This window comes from Streptomyces sp. NPDC086023 (assembly GCF_044540325.1).
GTDB lineage: Bacteria > Actinomycetota > Actinomycetes > Streptomycetales > Streptomycetaceae > Streptomyces.
Genome location: NZ_JBITRX010000027.1, coordinates 53392 through 78522, shown reverse-complemented (window position 1 = coordinate 78522; position 25131 = coordinate 53392). Strand labels below are relative to the sequence as shown.

20 protein-coding genes are annotated in these 25131 nt (G+C 73.9%); 14 read left to right on the top strand and 6 right to left on the bottom strand.

Translation table 11 applies throughout. The features are described 5' to 3' along the window. Positions 1 to 11: 11 nt before the first annotated feature. Both ACIF6F_RS33930 and ACIF6F_RS33925 read left to right on the top strand, forming a co-directional pair. Positions 12 to 1649: an FAD-binding oxidoreductase gene (locus ACIF6F_RS33930; protein WP_399956183.1), complete on the top strand. Its 1638-nt coding sequence runs from the start codon at positions 12 to 14 to the stop codon at positions 1647 to 1649. Beyond that, complete coding sequence (locus tag ACIF6F_RS33925) at positions 1646 to 2569, top strand: diacylglycerol kinase (RefSeq protein WP_399956180.1); 924 nt, start codon at positions 1646 to 1648, stop codon at positions 2567 to 2569. Before ACIF6F_RS33930 ends, ACIF6F_RS33925 begins: the two co-directional genes overlap by 4 nt. Before the next feature lie 118 nt (positions 2570 to 2687). Here the strand turns inward: ACIF6F_RS33925 and ACIF6F_RS33920 are convergent, their stop codons facing one another. Further along, a complete protein-coding gene (locus ACIF6F_RS33920; RefSeq protein ID WP_399956177.1) occupies positions 2688 to 3365 on the bottom strand; it encodes an NAD(P)H-binding protein in 678 nt (225 codons plus the stop codon). Between the two features lie 187 nt (positions 3366 to 3552). On the opposite strand from ACIF6F_RS33920, the gene ACIF6F_RS33915 reads away from it, so the two are divergent. From ACIF6F_RS33915 to ACIF6F_RS33905, 3 genes are all read left to right on the top strand, one after another. Beyond that, entirely contained in the window at positions 3553 to 4284 is a 732-nt protein-coding gene (locus tag ACIF6F_RS33915) for a hypothetical protein (protein WP_399956174.1), read from the top strand. 535 nt (positions 4285 to 4819) lie between these two features. After that, complete coding sequence (locus ACIF6F_RS33910) at positions 4820 to 5482, top strand: MSMEG_1061 family FMN-dependent PPOX-type flavoprotein (protein ID WP_399956171.1); 663 nt, start codon at positions 4820 to 4822, stop codon at positions 5480 to 5482. Between the two features lie 10 nt (positions 5483 to 5492). Continuing rightward, positions 5493 to 6212 (top strand): helix-turn-helix domain-containing protein, encoded by a 720-nt coding sequence (locus ACIF6F_RS33905; RefSeq protein WP_399956169.1) that lies wholly within the window; start codon positions 5493 to 5495, stop codon positions 6210 to 6212. Between the two features lie 52 nt (positions 6213 to 6264). On the opposite strand, the gene ACIF6F_RS33900 is transcribed toward ACIF6F_RS33905, so the two are convergent. Next, positions 6265 to 7755, bottom strand: a complete 1491-nt coding sequence (locus ACIF6F_RS33900; protein ID WP_399956166.1) for a sensor histidine kinase — start codon at positions 7753 to 7755, stop codon at positions 6265 to 6267. Next, entirely contained in the window at positions 7752 to 8441 is a 690-nt protein-coding gene (locus ACIF6F_RS33895) for a response regulator transcription factor (RefSeq protein WP_399956163.1), read from the bottom strand. The genes ACIF6F_RS33900 and ACIF6F_RS33895 overlap by 4 nt, the downstream gene beginning before the upstream one ends. Before the next feature lie 236 nt (positions 8442 to 8677). Here ACIF6F_RS33895 and ACIF6F_RS33890 point away from each other — a divergent pair, with 236 nt between their 5' ends. Together ACIF6F_RS33890 and ACIF6F_RS33885 are read left to right on the top strand one after the other, a co-directional pair. Continuing rightward, positions 8678 to 11029: an MMPL family transporter gene (locus tag ACIF6F_RS33890; RefSeq protein WP_399956160.1), complete on the top strand. Its 2352-nt coding sequence runs from the start codon at positions 8678 to 8680 to the stop codon at positions 11027 to 11029. Continuing rightward, a complete protein-coding gene (locus ACIF6F_RS33885; protein ID WP_399956157.1) occupies positions 11026 to 11547 on the top strand; it encodes an LmeA family phospholipid-binding protein in 522 nt (173 codons plus the stop codon). Before ACIF6F_RS33890 ends, ACIF6F_RS33885 begins: the two co-directional genes overlap by 4 nt. A 9-nt stretch (positions 11548 to 11556) precedes the next feature. On the opposite strand, the gene ACIF6F_RS33880 is transcribed toward ACIF6F_RS33885, so the two are convergent. Beyond that, on the bottom strand, positions 11557 to 13464 hold the full coding sequence (locus ACIF6F_RS33880; RefSeq protein WP_399956154.1) for a hypothetical protein: 1908 nt from the start codon (positions 13462 to 13464) through the stop codon (positions 11557 to 11559). A gap of 201 nt (positions 13465 to 13665) precedes the next feature. Here ACIF6F_RS33880 and ACIF6F_RS33875 point away from each other — a divergent pair, with 201 nt between their 5' ends. From ACIF6F_RS33875 to ACIF6F_RS33850, 6 genes are all read left to right on the top strand, one after another. Further along, positions 13666 to 15006 carry an ABC transporter substrate-binding protein gene (locus ACIF6F_RS33875; protein WP_399956151.1) on the top strand — a complete coding sequence of 447 codons (1341 nt, stop codon included), beginning with the start codon at positions 13666 to 13668 and terminating at the stop codon, positions 15004 to 15006. Next, positions 15003 to 15932, top strand: coding sequence for a carbohydrate ABC transporter permease (locus ACIF6F_RS33870; RefSeq protein WP_399956148.1), 930 nt, complete (start codon positions 15003 to 15005; stop codon positions 15930 to 15932). Before ACIF6F_RS33875 ends, ACIF6F_RS33870 begins: the two co-directional genes overlap by 4 nt. Further along, positions 15929 to 16816, top strand: coding sequence for a carbohydrate ABC transporter permease (locus ACIF6F_RS33865; RefSeq protein WP_399956145.1), 888 nt, complete (start codon positions 15929 to 15931; stop codon positions 16814 to 16816). Before ACIF6F_RS33870 ends, ACIF6F_RS33865 begins: the two co-directional genes overlap by 4 nt. Before the next feature lie 2 nt (positions 16817 to 16818). After that, positions 16819 to 18669, top strand: a complete 1851-nt coding sequence (locus ACIF6F_RS33860) for a glycoside hydrolase family 36 protein (protein ID WP_399956139.1) — start codon at positions 16819 to 16821, stop codon at positions 18667 to 18669. Further along, a complete protein-coding gene (locus ACIF6F_RS33855; protein WP_399956136.1) occupies positions 18666 to 19664 on the top strand; it encodes a LacI family DNA-binding transcriptional regulator in 999 nt (332 codons plus the stop codon). The genes ACIF6F_RS33860 and ACIF6F_RS33855 overlap by 4 nt, the downstream gene beginning before the upstream one ends. A gap of 192 nt (positions 19665 to 19856) precedes the next feature. After that, positions 19857 to 22961: an FG-GAP-like repeat-containing protein gene (locus tag ACIF6F_RS33850; protein ID WP_399956134.1), complete on the top strand. Its 3105-nt coding sequence runs from the start codon at positions 19857 to 19859 to the stop codon at positions 22959 to 22961. Between the two features lie 73 nt (positions 22962 to 23034). On the opposite strand, the gene ACIF6F_RS33845 is transcribed toward ACIF6F_RS33850, so the two are convergent. Next, positions 23035 to 23730 carry a calcium-binding protein gene (locus ACIF6F_RS33845; RefSeq protein ID WP_399956131.1) on the bottom strand — a complete coding sequence of 232 codons (696 nt, stop codon included), beginning with the start codon at positions 23728 to 23730 and terminating at the stop codon, positions 23035 to 23037. A gap of 130 nt (positions 23731 to 23860) precedes the next feature. After that, positions 23861 to 24466, bottom strand: coding sequence for a DUF2867 domain-containing protein (locus tag ACIF6F_RS33840; protein WP_399956128.1), 606 nt, complete (start codon positions 24464 to 24466; stop codon positions 23861 to 23863). A gap of 97 nt (positions 24467 to 24563) precedes the next feature. Between ACIF6F_RS33840 and ACIF6F_RS33835 the strand changes: the two genes are divergently transcribed. Then, positions 24564 to 25124 carry a TetR/AcrR family transcriptional regulator gene (locus tag ACIF6F_RS33835; protein ID WP_399956125.1) on the top strand — a complete coding sequence of 187 codons (561 nt, stop codon included), beginning with the start codon at positions 24564 to 24566 and terminating at the stop codon, positions 25122 to 25124. Positions 25125 to 25131 lie beyond the last annotated feature (7 nt).

Below are 25131 nucleotides of genomic sequence, written 5' to 3'. Positions count from 1 at the left end.
AACTGTAACGCATGTCTACGGAACCGCACCTGCCACCGGACCGCGTGGCGGCCCTCCCGCTGCCCCCCATGGCGTGGAACGCCTGGGGAGACCCGGCCAAGGCCACCCCGCTCTCGGCGGACATCACCTCCCTCCTGGAAAGCCTCCTGGAGATCACCCCCGGCGAGACCGCGCCGATCACCGCCGAGGACGTGCGGCTCGTGCCCTCGCGCCTGAGCGGGGTGCACCTCAAGGCGCTCGCCGCCGTCGTCGGCGAGGAGCACGTCAGCGTCCGCGACGCGGACCGGCTGCCCCGCGCCGGCGGCAAGTCCACCCTCGACCTGCTCCGCCGCCGCGCCGCCGAGCCCCAGGACGCTCCCGACGCCGTGGTGGTACCGGGCTCCGAGGAGGAGGTCGAGGCGGTCCTCGCGCTCTGCGCGCAGCAGCGCATCGCGGTGGTCCCGTTCGGCGGCGGCACCAGCGTGGTCGGCGGACTCGACCCGGTGCGCGGCGCGTTCACCGCCGTCGTCTCCCTCGACCTGCGCCGCTTCGACGCCCTGCACTCCCTCGACGAGGTGTCCGGCGAGGCCGTCCTCGGTGCCGGCCTGACCGGGCCGCAGGCCGAGGAGCTCCTCGCCGAGCGCGGCTTCGAACTCGGCCACTACCCGCAGAGCTTCCGCTTCGCCACCATCGGCGGCTTCGCCGCGACCCGCTCCTCGGGCCAGGACTCGGCCGGGTACGGGCGCTTCGACGACATGGTCCGCGGCCTGCGCGTGGTGACCCCGTCCGGCGTACTGGACCTCGGCCGCGGCCCCGCCTCCGCGGCCGGGCCCGACCTGCGCCAGCTGTTCCTGGGCTCCGAGGGCACCCTCGGCGTCATCACCGCCGTCCGGGTGCGCGTCCACCAGGTCCCCGCCGTCAAGCGGTACGAGGCCTGGAGCTTCCCGGACTTCGCCTCCGGCGCCGCCGCGCTGCGCGCCGTCGAGCAGCAGGGCACCGGGCCGACCGTGCTGCGCCTGTCCGACGAGACCGAGACCGCCGTCAACCTCGCGATGACCGCGAAGATCGGCGCCCCGCAGACCGTCAGCGGCTGCCTCGCCATCACCGTCTTCGAGGGCACCGACGAGCAGACGGCCGCCCGGCACGCCCTGACCCGCACCGCGATGCACGAGCACGGCGGCACCTCCCTGGGCGAGGAGCCCGCCCGCGCCTGGGAGCACGGCCGCTTCGGCGCCCCGTACCTGCGCGACGCACTGCTCGACGGCGGCGCCCTCTGCGAGACCCTGGAGACCGCGACCAGCTGGTCGAACCTGGACCGGCTGAAGGCGGACGTGACCGCCGCGCTCCAGGGCGCGCTCCAGGAGTCCGGCAGCACCTCCCTGGTGATGTGTCACATCTCGCACGTGTACGCCACCGGCGCCTCCCTCTACTTCACAGTGGTCGGCGCGCAGCGCGGCGACGCGATCGCCCAGTGGAGCGCGGCCAAGAGGGCCGCGAGCGACGCGATCACGGCGGGCGGCGGGACGATCACCCACCACCACGCGGTCGGTACCGACCACCGCCCCTGGATGGAGGCCGAGATCGGCGAGCTGGGCGTGAAGGTGCTGCGGGCCGTCAAGGAGGCCGTGGACCCCGTCGGCATCCTCAACCCCGGAAAGCTCATCCCGTGAGACCCGAGCCGGAGCGGCGCACCATCGGCACCGTACTGGTCCTCACCAACCCGGTGGCCGGCTCGGGCGGAGCCGCCCGCGCCGCCGGGACGGCACTCGCCCGGCTGCGGGAACTCGGCGTCGACGTCCGCAGCGCCGCCGGAACCGACGCGGCGGACAGCCTCCGGCTGGCCCGCGATGCGGTCCGGGAGGGGGCCGTCGACGCCCTCGTGGTCGTCGGCGGGGACGGCATGATCGCCCTCGCCGTCCAGGCCCTGGCCGGATCCGACCTGCCGCTCGGCGTCATCCCGAGCGGCACGGGCAACGACCTGGCCCGGGAGTTCGGGCTGCCGCTCGGCGACCCGCGCGCCGCCGCCGAGGTGGTGGCCCGCGGGCTCGCGCTGCGGGTGGACACCGGACGCATCACCACCGCGGACGGCGCGTCCCGGTACTTCGCCTCCGTGCTGGCCATCGGCTTCGACTCCCTGGTCAGCGACCGGGCGAACCGGATGAGTTGGCCGCGCGGCCGGATGAAGTACAACCTCGCGATGGTCCGCGAACTGGCCGGGCTCCGTCCGATCCCGTTCCGGCTGGTGCTCGACGGCGACGAGACCGTCGAGAAGGAGCTGGCGCTGGCCTCGATCGGCAACACCCGCTCCTACGGCGGCGGGATGCTGATCTGTCCCGGTGCCGACCCCTGCGACGGCCGTCTCGACCTCACCCTGGTCGAGGCGATGCCCCGGGCGAAGCTGGTGCGCTTCTTCCCGACGGTGTTCAAGGGCACCCACGTGCGGCACAGCGCGGTCGCGGTCCACCGCGCGGCCCGGGTGCGCGTCGAGGCGCCGGGCATCAACGCGTACGCGGACGGCGACCTCGCCGGCCCGCTGCCCGCCGAGATCGAGGTGGTCCCCGCCTCCCTCTCCCTCCTGGTCCCCGCCTGACGGGCACCGGACCAGGCCCGCCGGGTCCGCCGTCCACCCCCACGGACGGCGGCCCCGGCCACCCCACCTCCGGCGCCGGCCGCGAGGCACGCCAAGGCCACACGGCCCGGGCGGGCCGTCAGGCCGGTTCGGTGAGGTGGACGATGTCCTCGTACGTGCGGACCGACGCGCCGCCCTTCGGGGTCGCTCCCGTGCCCTCGCGGAGCGAGGCGATCATCGCCGCGGCCAGGCGCCCTGCCGGGACCGGGCGGTACGCGCGGGCACTGCCCCGCATCGCCGGGGAGAGCGCGGACGCCGCCGCGAAGCCGAGCTTCTCCGCCAGGCGCCGGTCGGGCCGGGGCCCGGTGATGAAGGACGGCCGGAAGATCTCCACCCGTTCAAAGCCGACCGCCTTCACCTCCTCCTCCATGTCCCCCTTGACCCCCAGGTAGAAGTTCCGCGCACCGGCCTTCGCGCCGACCGACGAGACCACCGCGATCCGCTGCGCCCCCGCCGCGTGCGCGAGCCGGGCGACGGCGACCACGTAGTGCTGGTCGACCTGCCGGAACGCCTGCTGCGAACCGGCCGCCCTGATGGTGCTGCCCAGCGCGCAGTACACGTCGTCCACGGCCGGCACGTCCGACGCCTCCAGCGCGTCGAAGTCCACCACCCGTACGTCCAGGGTGGGATGGGCCACGTCCAGGGGGCGCCGGGCCAGCACCGTCACCCGGTCGTAGAGCGGGTCGCGGAGCAGTCTGGCGAGCAGCTGGTGCCCCACCAGTCCGGTGGCTCCGACCAGAAGTGCGCTGCGGGTCACGGGCGTTCCTTTCGGCGGCCGGCGTTCGGCCTCGGCTCCGCAGCGTACTGCGGCGGCGCCCGGCGGCCCCCCAGGCGCACGGGACCCGCCCGTGGGTTCGCCCGCCCCGGAACCGCGGACCGATAAAGGGAGTGCGGACGTCCCGGCCGCCGGTGTACGTTCTTGATCGTTCGAAGGGGGACCCGAAATGGCGAAGCTGAACCAGATCATCGCTGTCGAGAAGGGTGTCAAGAGCAAGTCGCTCCAGGACATCACCGCGGCGCACCACAAGGTGCAGAAGCCGGCGCTGCTCGCCGGCATCTCGCGCACCTACCAGCCCAAGGACGAGGAGGGCGAGCAGCTGCCGCCCGAGTCCACCCGGGTGCAGGTCCAGGCCGAGGACGTGCTGCGGGAGACGTCCGCGTCGCTGACCCGGCTGTTCGACGTGACCGCCACCAAGGACTGGGCGAACTGCGAGGCCCGCGCGGACGTCACGGTCGACGGGCGGACGATCCTTCCGCGGGTCCCGGTCAGTTACCTCCTCTTCCTGGAGAAGCAGCTCACCGACCTGCACACCTTCGTCAAGAAGCTCCCCACCCTCGACGCCGCCGAGTCCTGGTCCCACGACCCCTCGACGGACTGGTGGAAGACGGACCCGGTCCGCACGATCCGCACCAAGAAGGTGCCCCGCAACCACGTCAAGGCGGAGGCGACCGAGAAGCACCCGGCCCAGGTCGAGGTGTACTACGAGGACGTGCCCATCGGGTACTGGACCACCGTGAAGTTCTCCGGAGCCCTCCCCGCACGGCGGGTGAACGAGCTGGTGGAGCGCGTCGAGAAGCTCCAGCAGGCCGTCAAGTTCGCCCGCGAGGAGGCCAACGGCACCGAGGTGTCCGACCAGCGGGTCGGCGACGCGGTGTTCGGTTACCTGTTCGGCTGAGGCCGGCACGGGTAACCTCCATGATCGCCCCCGCGCGCGAGCGCGGGGGTGCGCAAACAGGCGCGGACCGGAAATGAGGACCGGTGCGCGCGATGAGCGCAAGCTGACACTGAAGTTCAGCCTGAAAGAAGCGGTGACAGTGAAGGTTCGAGTCCTTCCCCCGGCACAGCACCACCACGGGCCGGGGTAGCCCAACACGGCAGAGGCAGCCGCGGTCAATCTCAGACTCTCGCTCCAGTCTCAGTATTGCCGCCGATCGCCGGATCGACCGAGGCCGGACGGACGCCGTCGGATGCGAGTTCGACTCTCGCCTGCACCTCTCACGCGGTGCGGTAGTTCAAAGGAAGAACACGACGGCATGACGACTGATCCGTCCTCTTAAACGCCGCCGGCGTGCGCAATTGGGTGGCATCCCCAGGGGCCCGGGAGCTGGATACGACTCCCGGGCTCCGCCACGCGCGCCCACCGACCGGACCCCGCCCCCCCCGCACAGGCCCGTTGATCAAGGCGAGGACAGGCCCTAGATTTGCGGCACGTGACGACCTCTCAGGCCACCGGCCGCATATTCGACGCCCTGCACGCCACCGCCGTCCGCGACACCGATCAGTTGCGCGGCCTGTACGAGCAACCCGGCGACCTCGTCCGCCGCAAGGTGGTCGACCGCATCCACGACGTGGCCCGCGCCTTCATCGCCCGCTCCTCGCTGGTGTTCGTCGCCAGCGCCGGCGCCGACGGCAGCTGCGACGTGACGCCCCGCGGCGGACCGGCCGGATTCGTCTCCGTACTCGACGAGTTCACGCTCGCGATCCCCGACGCCACCGGCAACAAGCGGCTCGACAGCTCCCACAACATCGTGGAGACCGGCCGGGCCGGCCTGATCTTCCTCGTCCCCGGCCAGGGCAACACCCTCCGCGTGAACGGCCGGGCCTGCGTCTCCGCCGACCCCGGCCTCCTCGAACGGCTCACGCCGGTCGGCAAGCCGCCGCGCAGCGCGATCGTGGTCGAGGTGGAAGAGGCGTACCAGCACTGTCCCAAGGCCCTGCTGCGCGGCGCCGCCTGGAAGCCGGATCAGTGGCTCTCCGACGACGACGTGCCCAGCTCCGCCGAGGTGACCCTCTCCCATCTGAACGTGCCGGGCCTCACCCTGGAGGAGATCCGCCGCCACGAGCGGGAGTCGTTGCTCCACCGCTACGAGTGAGGTGCGCACGGTGCTGTCCCAGGACCCTCTCGACCGCCTCAAGCGGCGGCTGCGCGTCCTGCGCACGAGCCGCGGGCTCTCCATGGCGGGCCTCGAACTCCGCGCGGGACTCGGCCACACCACGGTGAGCCAGGCCCTGAACGGGCCGTCCGTGCCGAGCGAACAGACCGTGGTCGCGCTGGCCGACGCCCTGGGAATCCCGGCGGAACCGCTGCTGGCCCTCCGCGCGGAAGCCCTTCCCGGGCAGGCACCGCCACGGCTCCGCTCCCGCCCTCCGACCCGCTTCACCTACGAGTACCTGGAGCAGCGCAGCCTCCCGCTGCTGCGCGGTCTCCACGCCACGGGTGCGGTGCCGCGCCTGGCGGCCGTCCGGATCCGCACGGTGGACCTCCACCTGTCACGCGTCGCGGGGGACCCGGCACTGCCGGACCTGTGCGCTGCCTACACCCACGAGTGCCTGCGGTACACCGACGCCGTCGAGAACGCGGCCGACCTCGCGGACTTCGCCCTGCTGGCCGCCACGGCCACCCTGTACGTCAAGGGGGACAGGAAGGTCGACGTGTACGCGGGGGCCATCGCGCTCATCGACAAGCACGGAGTGGACTCGGTGGTCTTCCTCTCGGTCCAGGGCGATGTCGACTGCGCGACCGGCGGGTCCGCGGAGCCCCCGTGGCGGGCGTGGACGGGGATCCGGGACCTGCTGGAACGGGAGGGCCTGCCCTGGCGGTGAACCGGCGGCGGCCCGTCACATCGCCCGACGCCGTCGGACAGGAGGGCGCCCGTCAGCCGAGGGTGAGCGTGAAGACCGCCCCGCCCTCCGGACCGTGGCCGCGTGCGGTGAGGGTGCCGCCCAGGCGGGCGGCCAGGCGGTGCGCAATGGCCAGCCCCAGCCCGCTGCCCACCGGCCGCTCGCCGCGGTAGCGGCGGTGCAGAGCCCCCCGCTCGAAGGCGACGGCCACGTCCTCCTCCGTCAGGCCCGGACCGCCGTCGCGCACCTCGATCCGCGCCCCGCGGCCGTCCGGGCCAGGACCGAGCGCGAGGACGACGGGGCAGCCGGCCGGGGTGATCCGCAAGGCGTTCTCCAGCAGGCAGTCGGCGAGCTGCCGCACCCGGAAGCCGTCGGTACGGACGGGCCCCGGGCCCGTGTCGGCCGGCACCTCCAGCCGGAACTCCACCCCGTGCCGGGCACACCGCTCGCGCCACACCTCGCCGGCCTCGGCCACGAGCGAGGCCAGGCCGGTGTCGGCCGGGTCGAGGCGGAACTCGTCGGCCTCCAGCCGGGCCAGGTCGAGCAGGTCGCCCAGGAAGCGGTCGAGGCGGCGGGCCTCGGCGGTGAGCAGGCGGCCGGTCTCCGGCACGCGCTCGGCGGGGATCACCCCGTCGGCCAGCGCCTCGGCGTACCCCCACACCGAGGTGAGCGGCGTGCGGATCTCGTGCGAGATCGACAGCAGGAACTCCCGCTGCCGTGCCTCGCTCCGCGCCAGCGCCCCGTCCAGCACCGCCAACGCCCGGCTCAGCTCGGCCACTTCCACGGGCCCGGGACCGGTACCCGGCCCGGGTGCTCCACCCGGGACCGCCTCCGCCTCCCCGTCGCCCCCGCCCCGCCTGAACGGGGCCGCGCCCCCGCGTTCCTCGTCCCCGAGCCGCGCGGCGACCCCGCGTTCCCCGTCCGCCAGCCGCCCCGCGACCCCCGCCGCCCGCACCAGCGGGCGGGCCAGGCGGCGGGCCAGGAAGAAGCCGGCGAGGCCTGCGCCGGCCAGGCCGGCCAGCGAGGGCAGCAGCAGGTTCCGCCGGATCCGGGCCGCCGCCTCGTCCACCTCCGCGGTGGACTTGGTGAGCACCACCCCGCCCGCACGGAACACCCGCCCCTCGACGATGACCTCCTCGCCGTCCAGCGTCCCGGTGGCCGACAGCGGCCTGCGGGCGAGGAGTCCGTCGCGCTGGGCGTTCGACACGGCCGGGGCCGCAGGCCCGGTCAGCGTGCCCGAAGGACCGAGCACCGCCACGCGCACCCCGTTGGCACCGGCGATGAGCTGTTCGCCCTCGACGAGCAGGCCGGACAGCCGGGGGAGCCGGCTGAGCACCGTGGCCTGCCGGCCGAGCCGGTCCCGCTCCTGCGCCTCCGCGTTGCCCCGGGCCGTGTACCAGGCCGTGACCCCGCTCAGCAGTACGGCGACCAGCGCCACCAGCCCCGCGGACAGCACCATCTCCCGGGTCAGCGTCAGCCGCGGGGGCCGCACCCGCCGTGCCCGCCCGGGGCGACCGCCGGTCACGCCCGCTCCTCCGTGGCCCCGTACCCCACGCCCCGTACCGTCCGGATCGGGCCGGCCGCGCCGAGCTTGCCGCGGATCTGGGACACGTACACGTCCACCACCCGCTGGTCCCGGTGGGCCGAGTCGCCCCACACCTGCTCCAGCAGCTGCGCCCGCGTGAACACCTGCCCGGGGTGCGCCAGCAGGTACGCGAGGAGGTCGAGCTCCAGCGTCGTGAACTCCACCGGCTCGCCGTCGACGCGCACGGTACGGCGGCCGGGGTCGACCCGCAGCGGCCCCCGCACGTACACCCCGGTGTCCCCGCCGGGCCGGGCGCCGCGCCGCAGCACCGCGTTCACCCGGGCCACCAGCTCAGCCGGCGAGAACGGTTTGGTGAGGTAGTCGTCGGCGCCCAGTTCCAGGCCGAGGATGCGGTCCGCCTCGTCACCCCGCGCGGTGACCAGCAGCACCGGCGTCCAGTCGCCCCGCTCGCGCAGCCGCCGGCAGAAGGTCACGCCGTCGAGGCCCGGGAGTCCGATGTCCAGGACGACCGCCGCGGGGCGGAGCCGGGCGACGGCATCGAAGCCGCCGGGGCCGTCCTCGCTGAGGTGGGTGCGGTAGCCGTCGCGCTCCAGGTACAGCTTCTGGAGGGCGGCGATGTTCTGGTCGTCCTCCACGATCAGGACGAGTCCCTTGCGGGGGTTCATGACGACTCCGGGGAACGTGTGTGCGGGGCGGAGCCGAAGGGACCGGCCGGGAACGTGGCCATGCTAACCAGCGGGCCCCGCCGCGCGGCCGCCCCGGGGTGGCACGGCGCCCCTCCTAACAAAGCCCTGACAATCCCCTCATGGCCGCCTCGCACCGGCCGCCCACGATCATTGCCGGGTGCGGGCCGGAGATCCGGCAGGCGCCCGTCCCGACGTCGCCCCGGCAAGGATCACCGTTGACGAAGCCCACCGATCAGACCACCGCGTACCTCACCGACACCGACACCGACCGCGCCGACCGCACCGACCGCGCCGACCGCGCCGACCGCGCCGACCGCACCGCCCCACCGGGCCCGCGGCCGGGCCCGCCGCCCGGGTCCAAGCCCGCCCCCGCCCCCGCCCCCGCCTCCGTCGGCCTGCTGCACCGGACCGGCCGGTCCTGCGCCCGCCGCCCCTGGCTGGTGATCGCCCTCTGGCTGCTCGTTCTGCTGGCCGCCGTCGGCGCCGACCGCGCCTGGGGCGGCGGGTACGAGGACGACTTCAGCCTCCCCGGCACCTCCGTCCAGACCGGCGCCGAACTCCTCGACGCCCACGGCGGCCCCCAAGCCGCCGGCGTCCCCGCGCAGGTCGTCCTCTCCACCGGTGACGGAACCCTCGCCGCACACCGCGCGGCCGTGGGCACCGTCCGCGACCGGCTGGCGCAGCTGCCCGACGTGCTCTCGGTCGCGGACCCCCTCGCCACGCCCGGCGCCCTCACCGGCGACGGCCGCACCGGCTACTTCACCGTCCGGTTCGCCTCCAGCCCGGCCGCCTTCGAGAAGACGTACGTCGACCGTGTCGACCAGGCCGTCGCACCCCTGCGCGCCGACGGCGTGACGGTCGAGTACGGCGGACCGCTCGGCCGGCTCGACCGCCCCGGCGCCGCCGACCGGGCCTCGGAGGCCATCGGCGTCGGCACGGCGGTGGTCGTCCTGCTGCTCGGCTTCGGCAGCGTGGCCGCCGCCGCGTTCCCCCTGATCAGCGCCGCCGTCGGGGTGGCGGCCGGACTCGCCGCGCTCGGACTGCTCGCCGCCTCCTTCGACTTCGCGGCCGTCTCGCCCACCCTCGCGGTGATGATGGGCCTCGGCGTCGGCCTCGACTACTCGCTCTTCCTCGTCACCCGGCACCGCAAGCTGCTGCACTCCGTGCCCGACCCGGCGGAGGCGGCCGGCCGCACCGTCGCCACCAGCGGCCGCGCCGTCCTGGTCGCAGCCCTCACCGTGGCCGCCGCGCTCGCCGGACTCTTCGCCTCCGGCGTCGGCTTCATCGGCATGCTCGGGGTCGCCGCCGGCGTCACCGTGCTCACCGGCGCCCTCGCCGCGCTCACCCTCACTCCCGCCCTGCTGGGCCTGGCAGGGCGGCGCATCGACCGGTTCCGGGTGCGGCGGCCCGTGGACGAGCCGGACGGCGACGGCGACGTGTGGCACCGCTGGGCCGCGGTCGTCGGCCGCCGCCCCTGGACCTTCCTGCTGCTCGGCACCGCCCTGCTCGGGCTGCTCGCGGTACCCGCGCTCTCGATGCGGCTGGGCCACGTCGACGCGGGCGCGTCGCCGTCCTCGTACACCGAACGCCGCGCCTACGACCTGGTCTCCGAGGGCTTCGGCCCCGGCGCCAACGGCCCGGTCACGGTCGTCGTCACCCTGGACAAGAACGGTACGGACCCGGCCGGGCGCGCCCGGCTCGCCGACGGTCTGCACCGGGCCCTGACAGGTACGCCCGGCGTCGCCTCGGCCAGTCGGCCCGCCCCGACCCCGGACGGCGCGCTGCTGGTCTCCACCGTCGTACCGGACAGCGCCCCGCAGGACCGGGCCACCGCCGCCCTGCTGCACCGGCTGGAGGACCGCACCCTGCCGGAGGCGCTCGACCCGTACGGTGCCACCGGCTACCTCACCGGCCAGACCGCTGCCCAGCAGACCTTCCGGGACGTGCTCGCAGAGCGACTGCCGCTGGTGGTCGGCCTGGTCGTCGCGGCCGCCTTCGTGCTGCTCCTGGCGGTGTTCCGCAGCCCGCTGGTCGCCCTCAAGGCGGGCCTGCTCAACCTGCTGTCGATCGGCGCCTCGTTCGGCGTGGTCGTCGCGGTCTTCCAGTGGGGGTGGGGCGCCGGGCTGCTCGGCGTGCACGAGAAGGTGCCCGTCGAGTCGTACGTGCCGATGATGATGTTCGCGATCGTCTTCGGCCTGTCCATGGACTACGAGGTCTTCCTGCTGTCCCGCATCAGGGAGCACTGGCTGCTCAGCGGCGACAACCAGGAGAGCGTCGCGACCGGGCTGGCCTCCACGGCCCGCGTGATCACCTGTGCCGCGATCGTGATGACCAGTGTCTTCCTGGCCTTCCTGCTGTCCACGAGCACCGTGGTCAAGATGCTGGCGCTCGGCCTCGGCGTGAGCGTGGTGCTCGACGCGACGGTGGTCCGGCTGCTCCTGGTCCCCGCCACGATGAACCTCCTCGGGCGGGCCAACTGGTGGATTCCGGCCCGGCTCGACCGGCTGCTGCCCCGCCTCGACCCCGAGGGTGCCGCCGGCCCCGCCGCCGACGGGGCGGAAGCATGAGCCGCACCCCGCAGGCGGCGCCCGCCCCGACCCCCGTACGGAGCCGGCGCCGCCGGGCCGTGTGGATCCTCGCCGTGCCGACCGGCCTGGTCCTGGCGGGCGCGGGGGCCGAGTCGGCCGCCACAGCCGCCGTGGAGCACCGTGTCGAGGCGGCCCTGCGGCCCCGGCTCGGGGAGACCACGGCCCGCCTCTCGGGCTCCGGCCTGGCCGCCCTCCTCACCGGCCGCGTCGACGCGGCGGACGTCAGCGGCGACCGGGTGCCCGTCGGCGAGGGCACCGGCTCGGTACGGCTGCACCTGGAGGGCCTGACCCGGGCCGGGGAGGGCGGCGCCGAGGTCGACTCGCTGAGCGGCACGGTCACCGTGCCGCTCGGATCGCTGCGCGGCCTGCTCGCCGGTGCCGGCGGGGACCGCCCCCGGCTGCCGCCCGGTCTCGTCCCCGGCGCCGTCCGGCCGGCGGACGGGGGTGTGGAGATCGAGGTCCGGGCGGACCACCTGGCGCTGGGCCCCGGGCGGTGACGGGAGGGCTCAACCCACCCGCGCCGTCACGGTCCGGCCGGGCGCGACCGTGACAGTGGCGTAGGTGTACGTGGCCCCGTCGACCACCTTCGTACGGGCCGGGCGCGCCACCCCGTCCACCGTCACCGTGGCGTGGCGGCCGGGGAAGCGGGCCTCCCAGGTGTAGGCGGCGCCGCCGGAGACGTGCGTGAGCGCGGACGCGGTGGCGCCGTCGTGCCGCAGCGAGAAGCGGGAGTCGCCCACGGCCAGGCCGTCGAGGGCCAGCCAGTCCATGCCGGAGGGCAGCCGGGACTGGGTGGTGAGCGCGTGCCGCGGCGCGTCGGGGGTGACGCCCATCAGGCCTTCGACGGTCTGGCCGAGGAGGGTGAAGGAGACCTCGGGGTAGTCGCCGTTGGTGCCCTGCCTGGTGTTGACGTGCTGGACGTCCTTCCGGTCGTAGACGTGCTTCATCCACTTCCAGGCGGTGTCGTTGCGGTTGTTGGCGAAGAACGTGTCCGGCAGGTAGGTCAGCGCCTCGATGTTGGTGGGGCGGTCCGTGCCCGAGGCCTGCTCGTCGATGTAGTCGAGGTAGGCCTCGCGGCGCGGGCCGGGGTCGACGATCCGCTTCATGGGCATGAACCAGCTGTTCTCCTTGCCCCATCCGGTCAGCGCCCGGCCGTCGGTGGTGTAGCCGCGGACCATGTCCGCGCCGGAACCCGGGCCGCTCCAGACCGTGTTGTAGTACGTCTTGAGCTCCCCGGCCTTGCGGTCGTACCTGCTCGCCAGCACGCAGTCGCCCTTGGCGCGGGCCAGCGCGGCCATCGCCCGGTAGGCCTGGTACTGGGAGCCGATGCCGTCGCCGGCCTCCGCGAGCGGTTCGCCGCTCTGCTCGTTGTAGCTGGCGGTGCCCTGGAAGATGCCGCCGCCGGTGCCCTCGGCGACCTTCACGGCCCCGTTGTCCTTGAGGCCGTCGTGGAGGTCGACGAACTCGCCGGTGGCGTGCCGGTAGAAGTCCCACAGCCTCGGGTCGTCGAGGTAGGCCCGGTCGCCGCTCCAGCGGTACGCCTCCTCGGCCTTCTGGACCAGCTCGAAGGGGGCCGGCACCTCGCGGACGAAGGTGGAGGGGTTGCGGTAGTCGATGGACAGGTAGGTGCTGTCGTCGAAGTTGAACGCCCAGACGGGGTAGTACTTGTGCTGCTTGGTGGCGGAGCCGGCGAAGGCGGTGAGCATCGCCTTGTTCTCGGCGTGGAGGCCCAGGACCCCGGCGCCGGCCAGCTGGTGGGCCATGTCGCGTGAGTAGAACCCGGAGCGGTTGGCGTAGCCGGCCCAGTACGAGGGCGCGTACGTGCCGGTGCCGTCGCCGCCGGGCTGCCGCTCGTCCACGTTCAGCGGCCCGCGCGTGCCGGGCAGGTGCACCCAGCTGTTCGCCTTGCGCTTGGCCCAGTCGAACATCTCCACGATCCGGGGGTCCGAGGAGCGGACGGCGGGGTCGGCCGGCGACGCGGGCGAGAGCATCACGTCGTCCGCGTTGACCCACCCGTCGCCCGACTCGAAGCGGATCTCCAGCCGGTCGCCCGCGGCCAGGAAGATCCGGCTGAGCGTGTAGCGGCGGTAGTTGGCGGAGGCGGGCAGCGTCAGGGCGGCCCGCTCGGTGCCGTTGACGCGGGCGGCGTAGCGGCCGTTCGGGCCCCCGGTCGCGATCCAGGCGGAGACGTCGTACGCGCCCGCGGCGGCCGCGGTGACGGTCTGGGAGACCGTGCGGCCGGCCCCGGCGTCGAGGTAGGCCAGCCGGCCGCCGCCGTGCGGGTAGTTGGTGGCGACGCCGGTGCCGGGGCCGAACTCCCAGCCTTCCGCGCCCTGTTCGAAGCCCGGGTTGAGGACGGTGAGCGGCGCCAGCAGGGCGAGCGCGGACAGCAGGGACACGGGGGACGGCGGCATGGGTTCTCCCGGAACGGGGTGGCTGGGGCGGGGCGGGCGGCACGCTAGCAAGCGCGATGGACGGCTTGCAATGAATCTGTCGAAAGTCGATTGCGGCTCAGAACTGAAAACTTTCAATGAAGCCTTGTAAGTCGGTGGATGGGCGTGGTTGAGTTCCGGCCGTCAGCGCACCACCGCCGTGGCGAACAGGAGTGGCCGGACATGGAGTTGAACCGTCGAAGCGTGCTGCGGATGGGCGGCGGCCTCGCCGTCGCCCTGCCCGGGCTCACCGCCTGCTCGGGCAGCGGCGGTGACGCCGGGAGCGGCCACGCGGGGGAGCGGGGCAGGGGCGACATCACGGTCTGGTCCTGGCAGGGCCCGGCCGCCGAACTCAAAGCCCTCGTACCGGAGTTCAACCGGCAGTTTCCGGACATCCGGGTCACCGTCGAGGACATCGGCAACCCGGCCATCTGGGACAAGATCACCACGGCGCTCGCCGCCGGCGGCCAGGGCCTCGCCGACGTGCTCCACATCGGTGTCGACTACCTGCCCGGGTACGTGGAGAAGTTCCCCGGCGGCCTCGCCGACCTCGGCCCGCTCGGCGCCACCGCCCACAAGAACGCCTTCGCGCAGGGCCTCTGGGCGACCGTCAGCCCCGACGGCAAGCGCGTCAACGCCCTGCCCTGGGAGGCGAACTCGGCCGGCTTCTACTACCGCGCGGACCTCTTCGAGCGGGCCGGCGTCGACGTCGCCGCCCTGACCACCTGGGACGAGACCATCGAGGCCGGCAAGCGCATCAAGGCCAGGACCGGCGCCCACCTCCTCGGCATCGACAAGCCCGCCTCCCAGCCGGACGCCGCCAACTTCTTCCAGATGCTGCTCCAGCTCCAGGGCGCCTTCTACTTCGCCCTCGACGGCACCGTCACCCTGGGCTCACCCGAGGCCGTCCGTGCCATGACCCTCATCAAGACCATGAACGACGCCGGCCTCGTCAGTGACCTCGCGGGCGGCTGGAACGCGCTGATGAGCTCGCTGAAGAAGGGCACCAACGCCGTCCAGCCCCTCCCCACCTGGTTCGGAGGCATCATCGAGGAGCAGGTGCCCGGCGAGGCCGGCAAGTGGGGAGTTCGCCTGCCCCCGGCCGTCCGCCCCGGCGGCCCCACCGCCGCCACCGTCAACTCCACCCACCTCGCCGTCGCCGGCAGCAGCAGGCACCAGGCCGCCGCCTGGACGTTCGTCGAGTACGTCCTCACCCGGCCGGCCTCCCAGGTGCGGATCTACCGCGGCAAGGGCATCGCCCCCGCCCTGATGAAGGCCTACGACGACCCGGTCTTCCACGCCCCCTCGCCGTTCTTCGGCGGCCAGCGGAAGGGGGAGGTGTTCCTGGCCGCCCTCAAGGCCCCCCAGTCCGCCACCAACTACACCGCCGACTACGCCCGCGCCCTCAAGCTCGTCACCGACGCCCAGACCAAGGTGCTGCTCAAGGGCGCCGACCCGGCCGAGGTGCTGGGGGAGGCAGCCGACCGGCTCGGCGAGCAGACGGGCCGCAAGGTCCGCTCATGACCGCCGCACTCACCGCCGCCCGCGCTACCACCACGCCCGCCGCGGGCGCCGGTGCGGGCCGCCGACCGCGCCGCCGCGGGCGCGCCGCCCCGTACCTCTTCCTCCTGCCCGCCCTGCTGCTCTTCGCGGTCTTCAGGCTCTACCCGATCGGCCGGTCCTTCGTGCTCAGCCTGTACCGCAGCACCGGCGGCACGGAGCAGTTCGCCGGCGCCGCCAACTACACCCGGCTGCTGCACGACCCGCTCTTCTGGACCGCCCTCGAGAACACCGCGCTGATCCTCGCCGTCCAGGTCCCCGTGATGCTCGCCCTCGCCACCGGGCTCGCCGTCGCGCTCGACTCCCGCCTGCTCCGCGCCCGCGCCCTCTTCCGGCTCGGCTTCTTCCTGCCGATGGTCACCGGGCTCGTCGCCTACGGGATCGTCTTCTCGGTCCTCCTCAACCAGGAGTACGGGCTGGTCAACTGGCTGCTCGGACTCGTCGGTGGCGGCCCCGTGCCCTGGCTCACCGACCCCCTCTGGGCCCGCGTCTCCCTCGGCCTCGCCCTGACCTGGCACTACACCGGCTACAACGCCGTGATCCTGCTCGCCCGGCTCCAGACCGTACCCGCCGAGCTGTACGACGCCGCCGCCGTCGACGGCGCCGGACCCTGGGCCGCCTTCCGGCACGTCACGCTGCCCGGACTGCGCCCCGCCCTGCTGCTGACCGCCGTACTGTCCACCATCGGCACCCTCCAGCTCTTCGACGAGCCGTACGTGCTGACCGGCGGCGGCCCCGACAACGCCACCCTCACCATCGGCGTGTACCTCTACCAGAACGCCTTCAAGTTCTTCGACTTCGGCTACGCGTCGGCCATCGCCTACGCCCTCACCGTCCTCATCGGCCTGCTCGGCCTGATCCAGTTCCGGGTCCTCGGGGAGCGCCCGTGACCACCACCCGCCGTCCGACCACCCGCCGTCCCACCACCCGCCGTCCCGCCCCCGGCGCCCCGGCCCGCCGCCGCGCCGGCAGCCTCCTGCTGACCTCCGCCCTCGCCCTGGCACTCGCCGTGGTCGCCGTGCCCTTCGGGTGGCTCGTGGTCGCCGCCACCCACAGCTCCCGCGAGATCTTCGACAGCCCGCCGCCCGTCCTGCCCGGCGGACGGCTGGCGGAGAACCTCGCCGCCCTGGAGACCGCCGCCGGCTTCGGCCGCGTGGTCCTCAACTCCCTGGTCAACGCCACCCTCTACACGCTGCTGGCCGGCGCCGTCTGCACCCTCGCCGGGTACGGCTTCGCCACCTACCGCTTCAAGGGCCGCGACGCCCTCTTCGCGCTGGTCATGCTCGGCCTCGTGGTCCCGGCCCAGGTCACCCTGGTCCCGCTGTTCACGATGATGGCCGACCTCCGCTGGCTCGACACGCCCCAGGCGGTGATCCTGCCCCACCTCGCCCTGCCCTTCGGCATCTTCCTGATGCGCCAGTCCATGGCCGCACTCCCCGCCGAACTCCTCGACTCCGGCCGCATGGACGGCTGCGGCGAACTGCGCCTGTTCTGGCGCGTCGCCCTCCCGCCGATGCGGCCCGCCCTCGCCGCCCTGGCCGTCTTCCTCTTCCTCTACCAGTGGAACGACTTCGTCTGGCCGCTGATCGTGCTGCGGGACGGCGCCTCGTTCACCATCCCGGTCGCCCTCGCCTCCCTCCAGGGCCTGGACGAGACCGACTACGGCGCGATCCTCGCCGGCACCTCCGTCGCGGCGATCCCGATGGCCCTCGTGTTCCTGGCGCTGCAGCGCCACTTCGTGTCCGGCCTGCTCGCCGGCGCCGTGAAGGAGTGACCGTGCAGCCCGAGTCCCACCCCCACCCCCACCCCCACCCCCAGCCCGTGACCCGGCCCGTGCCCGGGCCCCACGACGGGCCCGACCCCTCGCCCGCCACCGAGCCCGTGACCACCGCCCTGCTGCCGCCCGCCCCGTACGCACCCCTGCTCGACCAGGTCTCGCTCGCCGTCCTCGCCCCCGGCGCCGCCACCCCGCCCCGCTGGACCCTGACCGGACTCCCGGACGGGCCGCACCTGCTGGAGGTCAGGGCCGACGGCGCGCCCGTCGAGATCCGCTTCTCCGTCCCACTCGGCGACGCCGCCGGCTACTGGCACCCCCAGGGAGGCTGGCGGCGCACCCTGCTCGCCGACTGGGCCGGCCGCTCCCGGGTCTCCCTCGTCGACGGGCACGCCGCCGGCTGCCTGTACGACCACTCCGGTGCCACCCTCCTCACCTTCGCCGCGGCCGACCCGGTGCCCGAGGCCGCCCTGCGCTTCGGCGTCTCCGAGGAGAACGACACCCACGTCGTCCACCTCACGCTGCCCCCCGCCGACACGCCCCACCGGGTGCTGCTCGTGCCCCGCGCCCCCTCCGTCGCCACCGCCCTGCGCACCCTGCGGTCCTGGTTCGCCCGCGCCTTCCCGCCCATGCCGGTCCCCGACGGGGCCCGCACGCCCGTCTACTCCACCTGGTACGCCTTCAACCAGGACGTCAGCGCCACCGCCGTCGAGACCCAGGCGGCCCTCGCCGCCGGCCTCGGCTGCGGGGCGCTGATCCTCGACGACGGCTGGCAGCTCGGCGGACACGGCCGCGGCTACGCGCGCTGCGGCGACTGGCGCCCCGACCCGGCCAAGTTCCCCGACTTCCCCGGACACGTCGCCCGGGTGCGGGCCCTCGGCCTGCGCTACCTCGCCTGGGTGGCCCCCCTGCTGCTGGGCACCGACGCGGCCTGCCGCGGCGCCTGGGAGCCGTACGCCCCCGAGCCCGCCGGAGTGCCCGGCGCGCTGGTGCTCGACCCGCGCCGCCCCGAGGTACGCCGCCACGTCGTCGCGGTGTGCACCGCACTGGTCCGCGACCACGGCCTCGACGGACTCAAGCTCGACTTCCTGGAAGAGGCCCGGGTGTACGCGGGGGACGGGCGCGGGGACGTGGGACGCGCCATGACCGCCCTGCTCACCGAAGTACGGGACGCCCTCACCGCCGTGCGCCCCGACGTCCTGCTGGAGCTCCGCCAGCCCTACACCGGACCCGGGATGACCCCGTACGGCACCATGCTCCGCTCCTTCGACTGCCCGGCCGACGCCACCGCCAACCGGGTCCGCACGCTGGACACCGCCCTGCTCGCGGTCGGCGGCGCCGTCCACTCCGACATGCTGATGTGGTCGGCCGACGCACCCGTCGAGGCGGTGGCCCGCCAGCTGATCGGCGCCTTCCACGCCGTGCCGCAGATCTCGGTACTCCTGGACCGGATCCCGGAGGCACACCGCGCGGTGCTCGCCTTCTGGCTCGGCCGGTGGCACCGGAACCGCGAACTCCTGCTGGACGGCGAGGTCGAGCCCGGCCGCCCCGACACCCTCTACCCCCTGGTCCGCGTCACGGCCGGGGACCGGAGCCTGATCAGCGTGCACGGCGACCTCGTGGTGCCGGTCGACCTGGCCGCGTACCGGACGATCGAGCTGGTCAACGGCTCGGAACGGGACCGGCTGATGCTGGACGTGCGCGGCGGCGGGGCGCCCGTACGGGTCGTCGTCCATGCCCCGGACGGCCGTATGATCGGGGACGCTCCGGCCGTCCTGCCGGAGGGGCCCGGCCCGCTGGCCGTGCCCCGCGGCGGACTGGCGTCGCTCACGATCACGGAAGGACCGCGATGAAGGTCGGCATCACCGACGTCGCAGCCCGCGCGCAGGTCAGCGAGGCGACCGTCAGCCGGGTCATCAACCGCCGTCAGGGCGTGTCGAAGAAGACCCGGGACGCCGTCGAGCAGGCCATGGCCGAGCTGGGGTACGAGCGCCAGACCCAGGGCCAGCTGGTCGCGGTGGTCACCGGCTTCGTCTCCAACCCCTTCTTCGCGGACGTGGCCGAGCGCATCGAGTCGGCCCTCGCGCCGCACGGCCTGAAGACCGTGCTCTGCCCGGCCTTCCCCGGCGGGGTGCCGGAGCCCGAGTTCATCTCCGCGCTGGTCGACAAGGGCGTGGCCGCGGTCGTCTTCCTCTCCGCCTCCAACACGCTGGAGGGCGCGGACACCGACACGTACGAGATGCTGCGCCAGCGCCGGGTCCCGTACGTCGGCATCAACGGCGTCTTCGCGGACGGCGTGCCCACCCCGGTGTTCTCCACCGACGACGTGCTGGCCGCCGAACTGGCGGTCGACCACCTGCACCGGCTCGGGCACCGGCGCATCGGCATGGCCTCCGGCCCGTCCGGCAACCACCCCGCCGACCGCCGAGTGCGCGGCTTCCTGGCGGCCATGGCCCGGCGCGGCATCGAGGACGCCGAGCGCTGGGTGATCCGCCAGTCGTACTCCGTCGAGGGCGGCCAGGCGGCGGTCGCCCCCCTGCTGGCCCAGGGCGCCACCGCGATCGTCGCGGCCAGCGACTACATGGCGCTCGGCGCGATCCGCGGGATCAGGCGGCAGGGGCGCTCGGTGCCCGACGACGTGTCCGTGGTCGGGTACGACGGCTCCGCCATCACCGAGTTCACCGACCCGCCCCTGACCACGGTCCGCCAGCCCGCCGACCGGCTGGCGCTGGAGGTGGGGCGCAGCGTCCTGGCGCTGGTCGGCGGCCGCGAGGTGCCGGACGGCGAACTGCTCTTCGACCCGGAACTCGTCATCCGCGCCACGACGGCGCCGCCGCCGGGGGAGTAGGGGCCCCGGGACCGGCCTGCGCGGCCCGAAACGCCCACCCGCGGTCAATCCGCCCACCGACTCGGCCCCCTCACGGTTTCGGCCAACCGTCCGATTAGGATCACGCCATTCTCAGTGGGGGCCCCGGGCGGTCCGGCGCGCACGCGCCCGGTCCGGCACGCCCTCCCGCGCTTGAAGCCCCGGAGGGCCGCCTTGCCCCGTCACACCCGCGTGCGCCGCGCCGTCCCGGCGCTGCTCGCGCTCGGCCTGCTGGCCGCCACCAGCGCCTCGTTCGCCGGCCCCGGTGCGGCTGCCGCCGCCGCGACCGCCGTGCCGCCGGTCACCGAGCTCGTCCTGGACGCGCCCGACCCGAACGCGGAACCCGGTGACGACCGGCTGCTCGCCTCCGGCACCACCGGCTTCCTGCACGTCCCGCCGGGCGCCGGCGCCCCGGTCTGGACCCGGTACGCCGACCTCCTCGGCGTACCGCTCCCGGCGACCGCCCCGGTGCCGGCGAGCCCCTCCCAGGGGTGGTACGGCCAGGGCGCCGACCTGGTCGCCCTGCCGAACGACGACGCCCCCGAGAGCCTGACCCTCTGGCGCCCCGACGGCGCGGCGCCGGTCACGGTGGACCTCCAGGGCCGGGAGTACGTGGGCACGTTCGGCTCCACGGTGATCACGCAGGACCTCTCCACCTCCGCCGTGGTGCTGACCGACTTCCCGTCCGGCGAGCGGCGCGACCGCACCGTCACGGGCCTGCCGCAGGGCGAGACCGTCAGCGTGTACGTGTGGCCCGGCGGTGCGGGTGACACCGCGGGCGCGCTGCTGAAGTACCGGGTCAGCGAGGAGGGCGAGTTCGACGACACCCGCGCCGGGTACGTCGACTTCGCCTCCGCCGTCCTCACCGACGCCTTCGACGCGACGGAGGAGGCGATGCCCCTGCTCGACGGCACGCGGGCCGGCCTGCTGGACGGCCCCTACCTGGTCACCAAGGGGCGCACGGCCCTGACCGGCCCCGCCAAGACGGCCTCCTTCGAGGAGGAGAACAGCGAGCTGTACCAGCCGAAGTCCGCCGCCCTGCTCGGCGACTGGGTGCTGATCCACGGCGAGTACGAGGCCCTGTACGCCGCCCCGGTCGCCGGCGGCGCCGAGCGCACCGTCCTCCCCGCTGCCCTGACCGCCCTCGTCCCCACTCCCGACGGCCGCGTCCTCGCGGTCGGCGGCACCAACGCCGCGGACTGGTGGGTGCAGCGCATCGGCAGGGCCGCCGACGGCACTCCGCTGCCGGCGAAGCTGGCGCAGGTGCCGGGCCCCGGCTACCGCAAGACCGGCATCGCGATCAGCCGCGGCGTGCTGCGGGTGGCCGAGGCCCATCCGGCTCTGGCTCCGGCTGCCCGCACGAGCGTGTGGGAAGTGGCCTCGACGGCCGACGGCCGGCTGACCGCGTCAGACCGGATTCCGGGTTCGAAGACCGTGGCGCTCTGCCCAGTGGCCTCGCTCGAGTGCACTCCGCTGTGGGGTAACGCGGGGTCGGGTGGCGATGTCGTCCACCGGCGAACCACGGTCGACGGAATGGAACACCACTACCTGAAGACCCTCGACAGCAGCCACAGCCTGAGCTTCGGGCGCACGCCCGGAGATGCTCTCGTCGACGTCTCCGACGGCTACGTGGTCTTCAACACGGGCGGAGCCACCCCCAAGCAGTTCGTCAAAAGGTTCGTCTTCTACACGGAGCACGAGACGCTGCTGGTGCGATCGGTGCGTGCTGCTGCCCTGAGCAGCCACATCCTGTGGAGCGCCACGACCACGGCCGGACGGCTGGAGCGGCTCAACACTCTGTCGGGTGGGCCGACCACGGTCGAAACCGGCGCGAGCTGTGTGCCCAAGGAGCTCCAGGCGCGCGGCCGCTGGGTGTACTGGAGCTGCGGCAGTGCGGGCCCCGCGGGTGTGTTTGACACCGTATCCGGCTCGTCCAAGGCCGCCCCGGCCGGCGACGTGATGCTGGGCGACGGCTTCACCGTTCGTCATGATCACACTGCCAAGACTCTCATCCTGACCGACGCCCGAACCGGGGTCAGCGAAACGCTGGCCGCCCTCGAGCCGGTGAAGGGGATGGCCCTGGATCGCCGAGTGCGGTGGGCCGTGGACGAGTACACCAACTTGGTCGCCTGGGTCGACAAGGACGAGAAGGTCCACGTGAAGTCGGCGGGCGTCGCGCCGTCCCCCCTTGCGATGGTGCGGAACACCGTACCTGCGGGTGTGGACCCGACGGCTGACCCGGCCGCCTGGAAGTTCCTGCTCAATCGCCCGGTCGCCTTCTGGAGCATGGCGTTCACCGACCTGGCAGGCGTTCCTCTTCGCACGCTCTCGGGCGGGGCGAGGCCCGGGAGGTTCACCGTGGAATGGGACGGAAGATCGGCCGCCGGCGCCTACGCCCCCAACGGCGGCTACCGCTGGACGCTCAAGGCGGTCCCGTACGGGACGACATCGGCCGTCACGGTCGCTTCGGGCACCGGCAGGATCTCCCACGGCGGAGCCGCCCCGCACGACTACGGCAACTTCGAGCAGTGGCCCGACGGCACCGGCGACGTCCTCGCCCACACCACCACCGGCGGCCTCCGCTTCGTGTACGGCGACGGGAAGGGCGCGTTCAACGGCACCGCCACCGGCTCCGGCTGGCCCGCCGGGATCCGCCCCGTACCGATCAAGGACATGAACGGCGACCGGTGCAACGACCTGCTGGTCCGCAACCCGGCCGGCGAGCTGCGCCGGTACACCCCCTCCTGCGGCAGGGCGGTCACCCCGTCCACCGCCAACAAGCTCATCGGCACCGGGTGGAACCAGTACGACGTGCTGACCTCGCCCGGTGACGTGACCGGAGACGGGCGCGGCGACCTGGTCGCCCGCAACGCCTCCACGGGCGCGCTGTACCTGTACGCGCGCAATGCCGACGGCGTGTTCGCGGCGCGGACGCAGGTCCCGGGCGCGTACAAGGGCTACAAGCGGATCACCGGTGCCGGCGACCTCAACGGCGACGGCCACGGCGACCTGGTCCTGCACGACACGGGCAACGAGCTGTGGCGGATGAGCGGCCTGGGCGGCGGGAAGTTCGCCGCGCCCGTGAAGCTCGCCGACAACTGGGGTACGGCATACAACGCCCTCGTCGGCGTGGGCGACCTGACCGGTGACGGCCGGGCGGACCTGATCGCCCGCGACACCTCGGGCGTCGTCTGGCGCTATGCGGGCACCGGCAAGGGCACCTTCGGCTCCCGCGTCCGGATCGCAACCGGCTGGCAGGTCTACGCCGGACTGTACTGAGCCGGGCTGTACAGGGCGAGGGCGGCACCCCGGCATCGCCAGGGGGCCGCCCTCGGTCCGTTCGAGCGGGAGGCTACGCCTCGCAGCCGCGTCCCGCAGAGGGGTTGCGGCAGGTGTCGGTGCCCGATCCGCCGTTGTTGACGTTGGTCCCGGCGCCGCCGTCGAGGGAGTCGGCGCCCGCTCCGCCGCCGAGTTCGTCGTCACCGTCGCCGCCGAGCAGGGTGTCGCCGCCACCGCTGCCCGTCAGGGTGTCCTGCCCGGCACCGCCGTGGAGCCGGTCGTCGTCCCCGCCGCCGTTCAGACTGTCGTCGCCGGCGCCACCGCAGATCCGGTCGTTGCCGCCCCGGCCGTTGACGTTGTCCGCGCCGTCACCGGCGACGAGGACGTCGTCCCCGGACGTGCCGCTGATGCGGTCGTTGCCGGACGTGCCGGTGATCGTCGCCGGGAGGCCGAAGCACAGCGTCGGGGCGGGGGTGCCGGGCGTGAGGGTCGTCGTCTCCTGGACCCGGTTGTTCGCGGGGGCGGGGTCGGACGGCCACGGGACCTCCGCGGTGTCGGTCGCCGAGCCGGCGGCGACGGCCGTCGCGCTGACGGTGACGGTCCTGCTGCTCCCGGCGTCGATCGTGCCGCCGTGGGCGATGTCCACCCGGTCGCCGCCGACCGGCGCATGATGCTCCGTCACGACACGGGGCTGTATGGCCGCGTACGCGGAGCCGCCTCCTGCCAGCAGCAGACCGAGAACCACACCGACCGCGGGCGCACGTCGCATGAACCAGCCCTTCCCCGTCCCTTGCCGCCCCCTTCGGCTCCAGGGAACACCAGGACCGCCCGCACCCGGCGTTGCGACGACGGACGGTGACGAGGAGTGCCCCGAACGGCCGCGTACCCGTCACGGTCCGTCAGCGCCCGGCGGCTTTGGCTCCGTTCGCTCCGTTCGCCGCCCACTCGCGGCCGATGCCGCGGATCAGCGCCGGGTAGACCCCCGCGTACCGGAACGGCTTGATGGCCAGCATGTACAGCGCGCCGAGCCGGCCGTTCGGCTTGACCAGTACGGCCATCTGGCCGCGGTACCCGCCGGAGCCGTCCGGCACCCAGCCGATGTGCATCAGGCCGTGCACGGTCCTGTTCCCCATCTCGGCGACCCACTCGTCGTGCGTCTGGTAGACCGAGGTGAACGGGACCGCGCGCAGGTCGGGGCCCCTGTTCCCGGCCCGGAGGTCCGCGGGCAGCCGGTCCCGCAGGGTGGTGAGCCGTCCGCCGACGCCGCTGTCCTCCCTGTCCCAGCCGAACCACTCGCCGAGCTTCCAGCGCGCGGCGAAGAGGAAGCGCGTGACGGGCGCCCGGATCGGTTCGCCGTTGCCGTCGGCGAACTGGTCCACCAGCCGGGCGAGGTCGTCGGGGCCGCCGGGGGTGGGGAGGGCCCAGACGTCCTCGACCGTGAAGTCCGGAGCGATCTCGTGGATCCTCCAGGGCTGGGAGGTGTGTGCGGACCTGGGAAGTCTCATCAGCCGTACCCCTGTCTATACGATGCCGTATAGACCTACGCTAGCACCGTCTATACGGCACCGTATAGACGGGTGGGGAACCCGAGGGGAGACATCCATGGGCGCGATCCGCACGCCGCGCGGCGCCTGGATCGAGGAGGGCCTGAAGGCGCTGGCCGCCGGGGGCCCGGACGCGGTCAGGGTCGAGACGCTGGCCGCCGCCCTCGGGGTCAGCAAGGGCGGGTTCTACGGCTACTTCCGCAACCGGGACGCGCTCCTGGCCGAGATGCTCGACACCTGGGAGCGCGCGGTCGCCGACGCGGTCATCGAGGAGGTCGAGAGCGGCGGCGGGGACGCCCGGACCAAACTCGACCACCTCTTCACCATCGCCGCCGGGGGCGAGCGCCACCCGGCCCTGGGCACCGCGGCCGACCTCGCCGTCCGCGACTGGGCGCGCCGGGACGAGGCCGTGGCGGAGCGCCTGCGCCGGGTGGACAACCGCCGCATGGAGTACCTGCGTTCCCTCTACCGCTCCTTCTGCCCGGACGAGGACGACGTCGAGGTCCGCTGCCTGCTCACCTTCTCCGTCCGGATCGCCGGTCACTTCCTGCACGTGGACCACGGCGGCCGCAGCCGCGGCGAGGTCATGGCGCTGACCCGCCAGTGGCTCCTGCGCTGAGCCGCAC

Excerpts from the sequence above, each read along its gene's own strand:
- ACIF6F_RS33930 (WP_399956183.1), top strand. The coding sequence starts at position 12 with ATGTCTACGGAACCGCACCTGCCACCGGACCGCGTGGCGGCCCTCCCG.
- ACIF6F_RS33915 (WP_399956174.1), top strand. The coding sequence starts at position 3,553 with ATGGCGAAGCTGAACCAGATCATCGCTGTCGAGAAGGGTGTCAAGAGC.
- ACIF6F_RS33895 (WP_399956163.1), bottom strand. The coding sequence starts at position 8,441 with ATGAACCCCCGCAAGGGACTCGTCCTGATCGTGGAGGACGACCAGAAC.
- ACIF6F_RS33885 (WP_399956157.1), top strand. The coding sequence starts at position 11,026 with ATGAGCCGCACCCCGCAGGCGGCGCCCGCCCCGACCCCCGTACGGAGC.
- ACIF6F_RS33880 (WP_399956154.1), bottom strand. The coding sequence starts at position 13,464 with ATGCCGCCGTCCCCCGTGTCCCTGCTGTCCGCGCTCGCCCTGCTGGCG.
- ACIF6F_RS33875 (WP_399956151.1), top strand. The coding sequence starts at position 13,666 with ATGGAGTTGAACCGTCGAAGCGTGCTGCGGATGGGCGGCGGCCTCGCC.
- ACIF6F_RS33870 (WP_399956148.1), top strand. The coding sequence starts at position 15,003 with ATGACCGCCGCACTCACCGCCGCCCGCGCTACCACCACGCCCGCCGCG.
- ACIF6F_RS33855 (WP_399956136.1), top strand. The coding sequence starts at position 18,666 with ATGAAGGTCGGCATCACCGACGTCGCAGCCCGCGCGCAGGTCAGCGAG.
- ACIF6F_RS33845 (WP_399956131.1), bottom strand. The coding sequence starts at position 23,730 with ATGCGACGTGCGCCCGCGGTCGGTGTGGTTCTCGGTCTGCTGCTGGCA.
- ACIF6F_RS33840 (WP_399956128.1), bottom strand. The coding sequence starts at position 24,466 with ATGAGACTTCCCAGGTCCGCACACACCTCCCAGCCCTGGAGGATCCAC.
- ACIF6F_RS33835 (WP_399956125.1), top strand. The coding sequence starts at position 24,564 with ATGGGCGCGATCCGCACGCCGCGCGGCGCCTGGATCGAGGAGGGCCTG.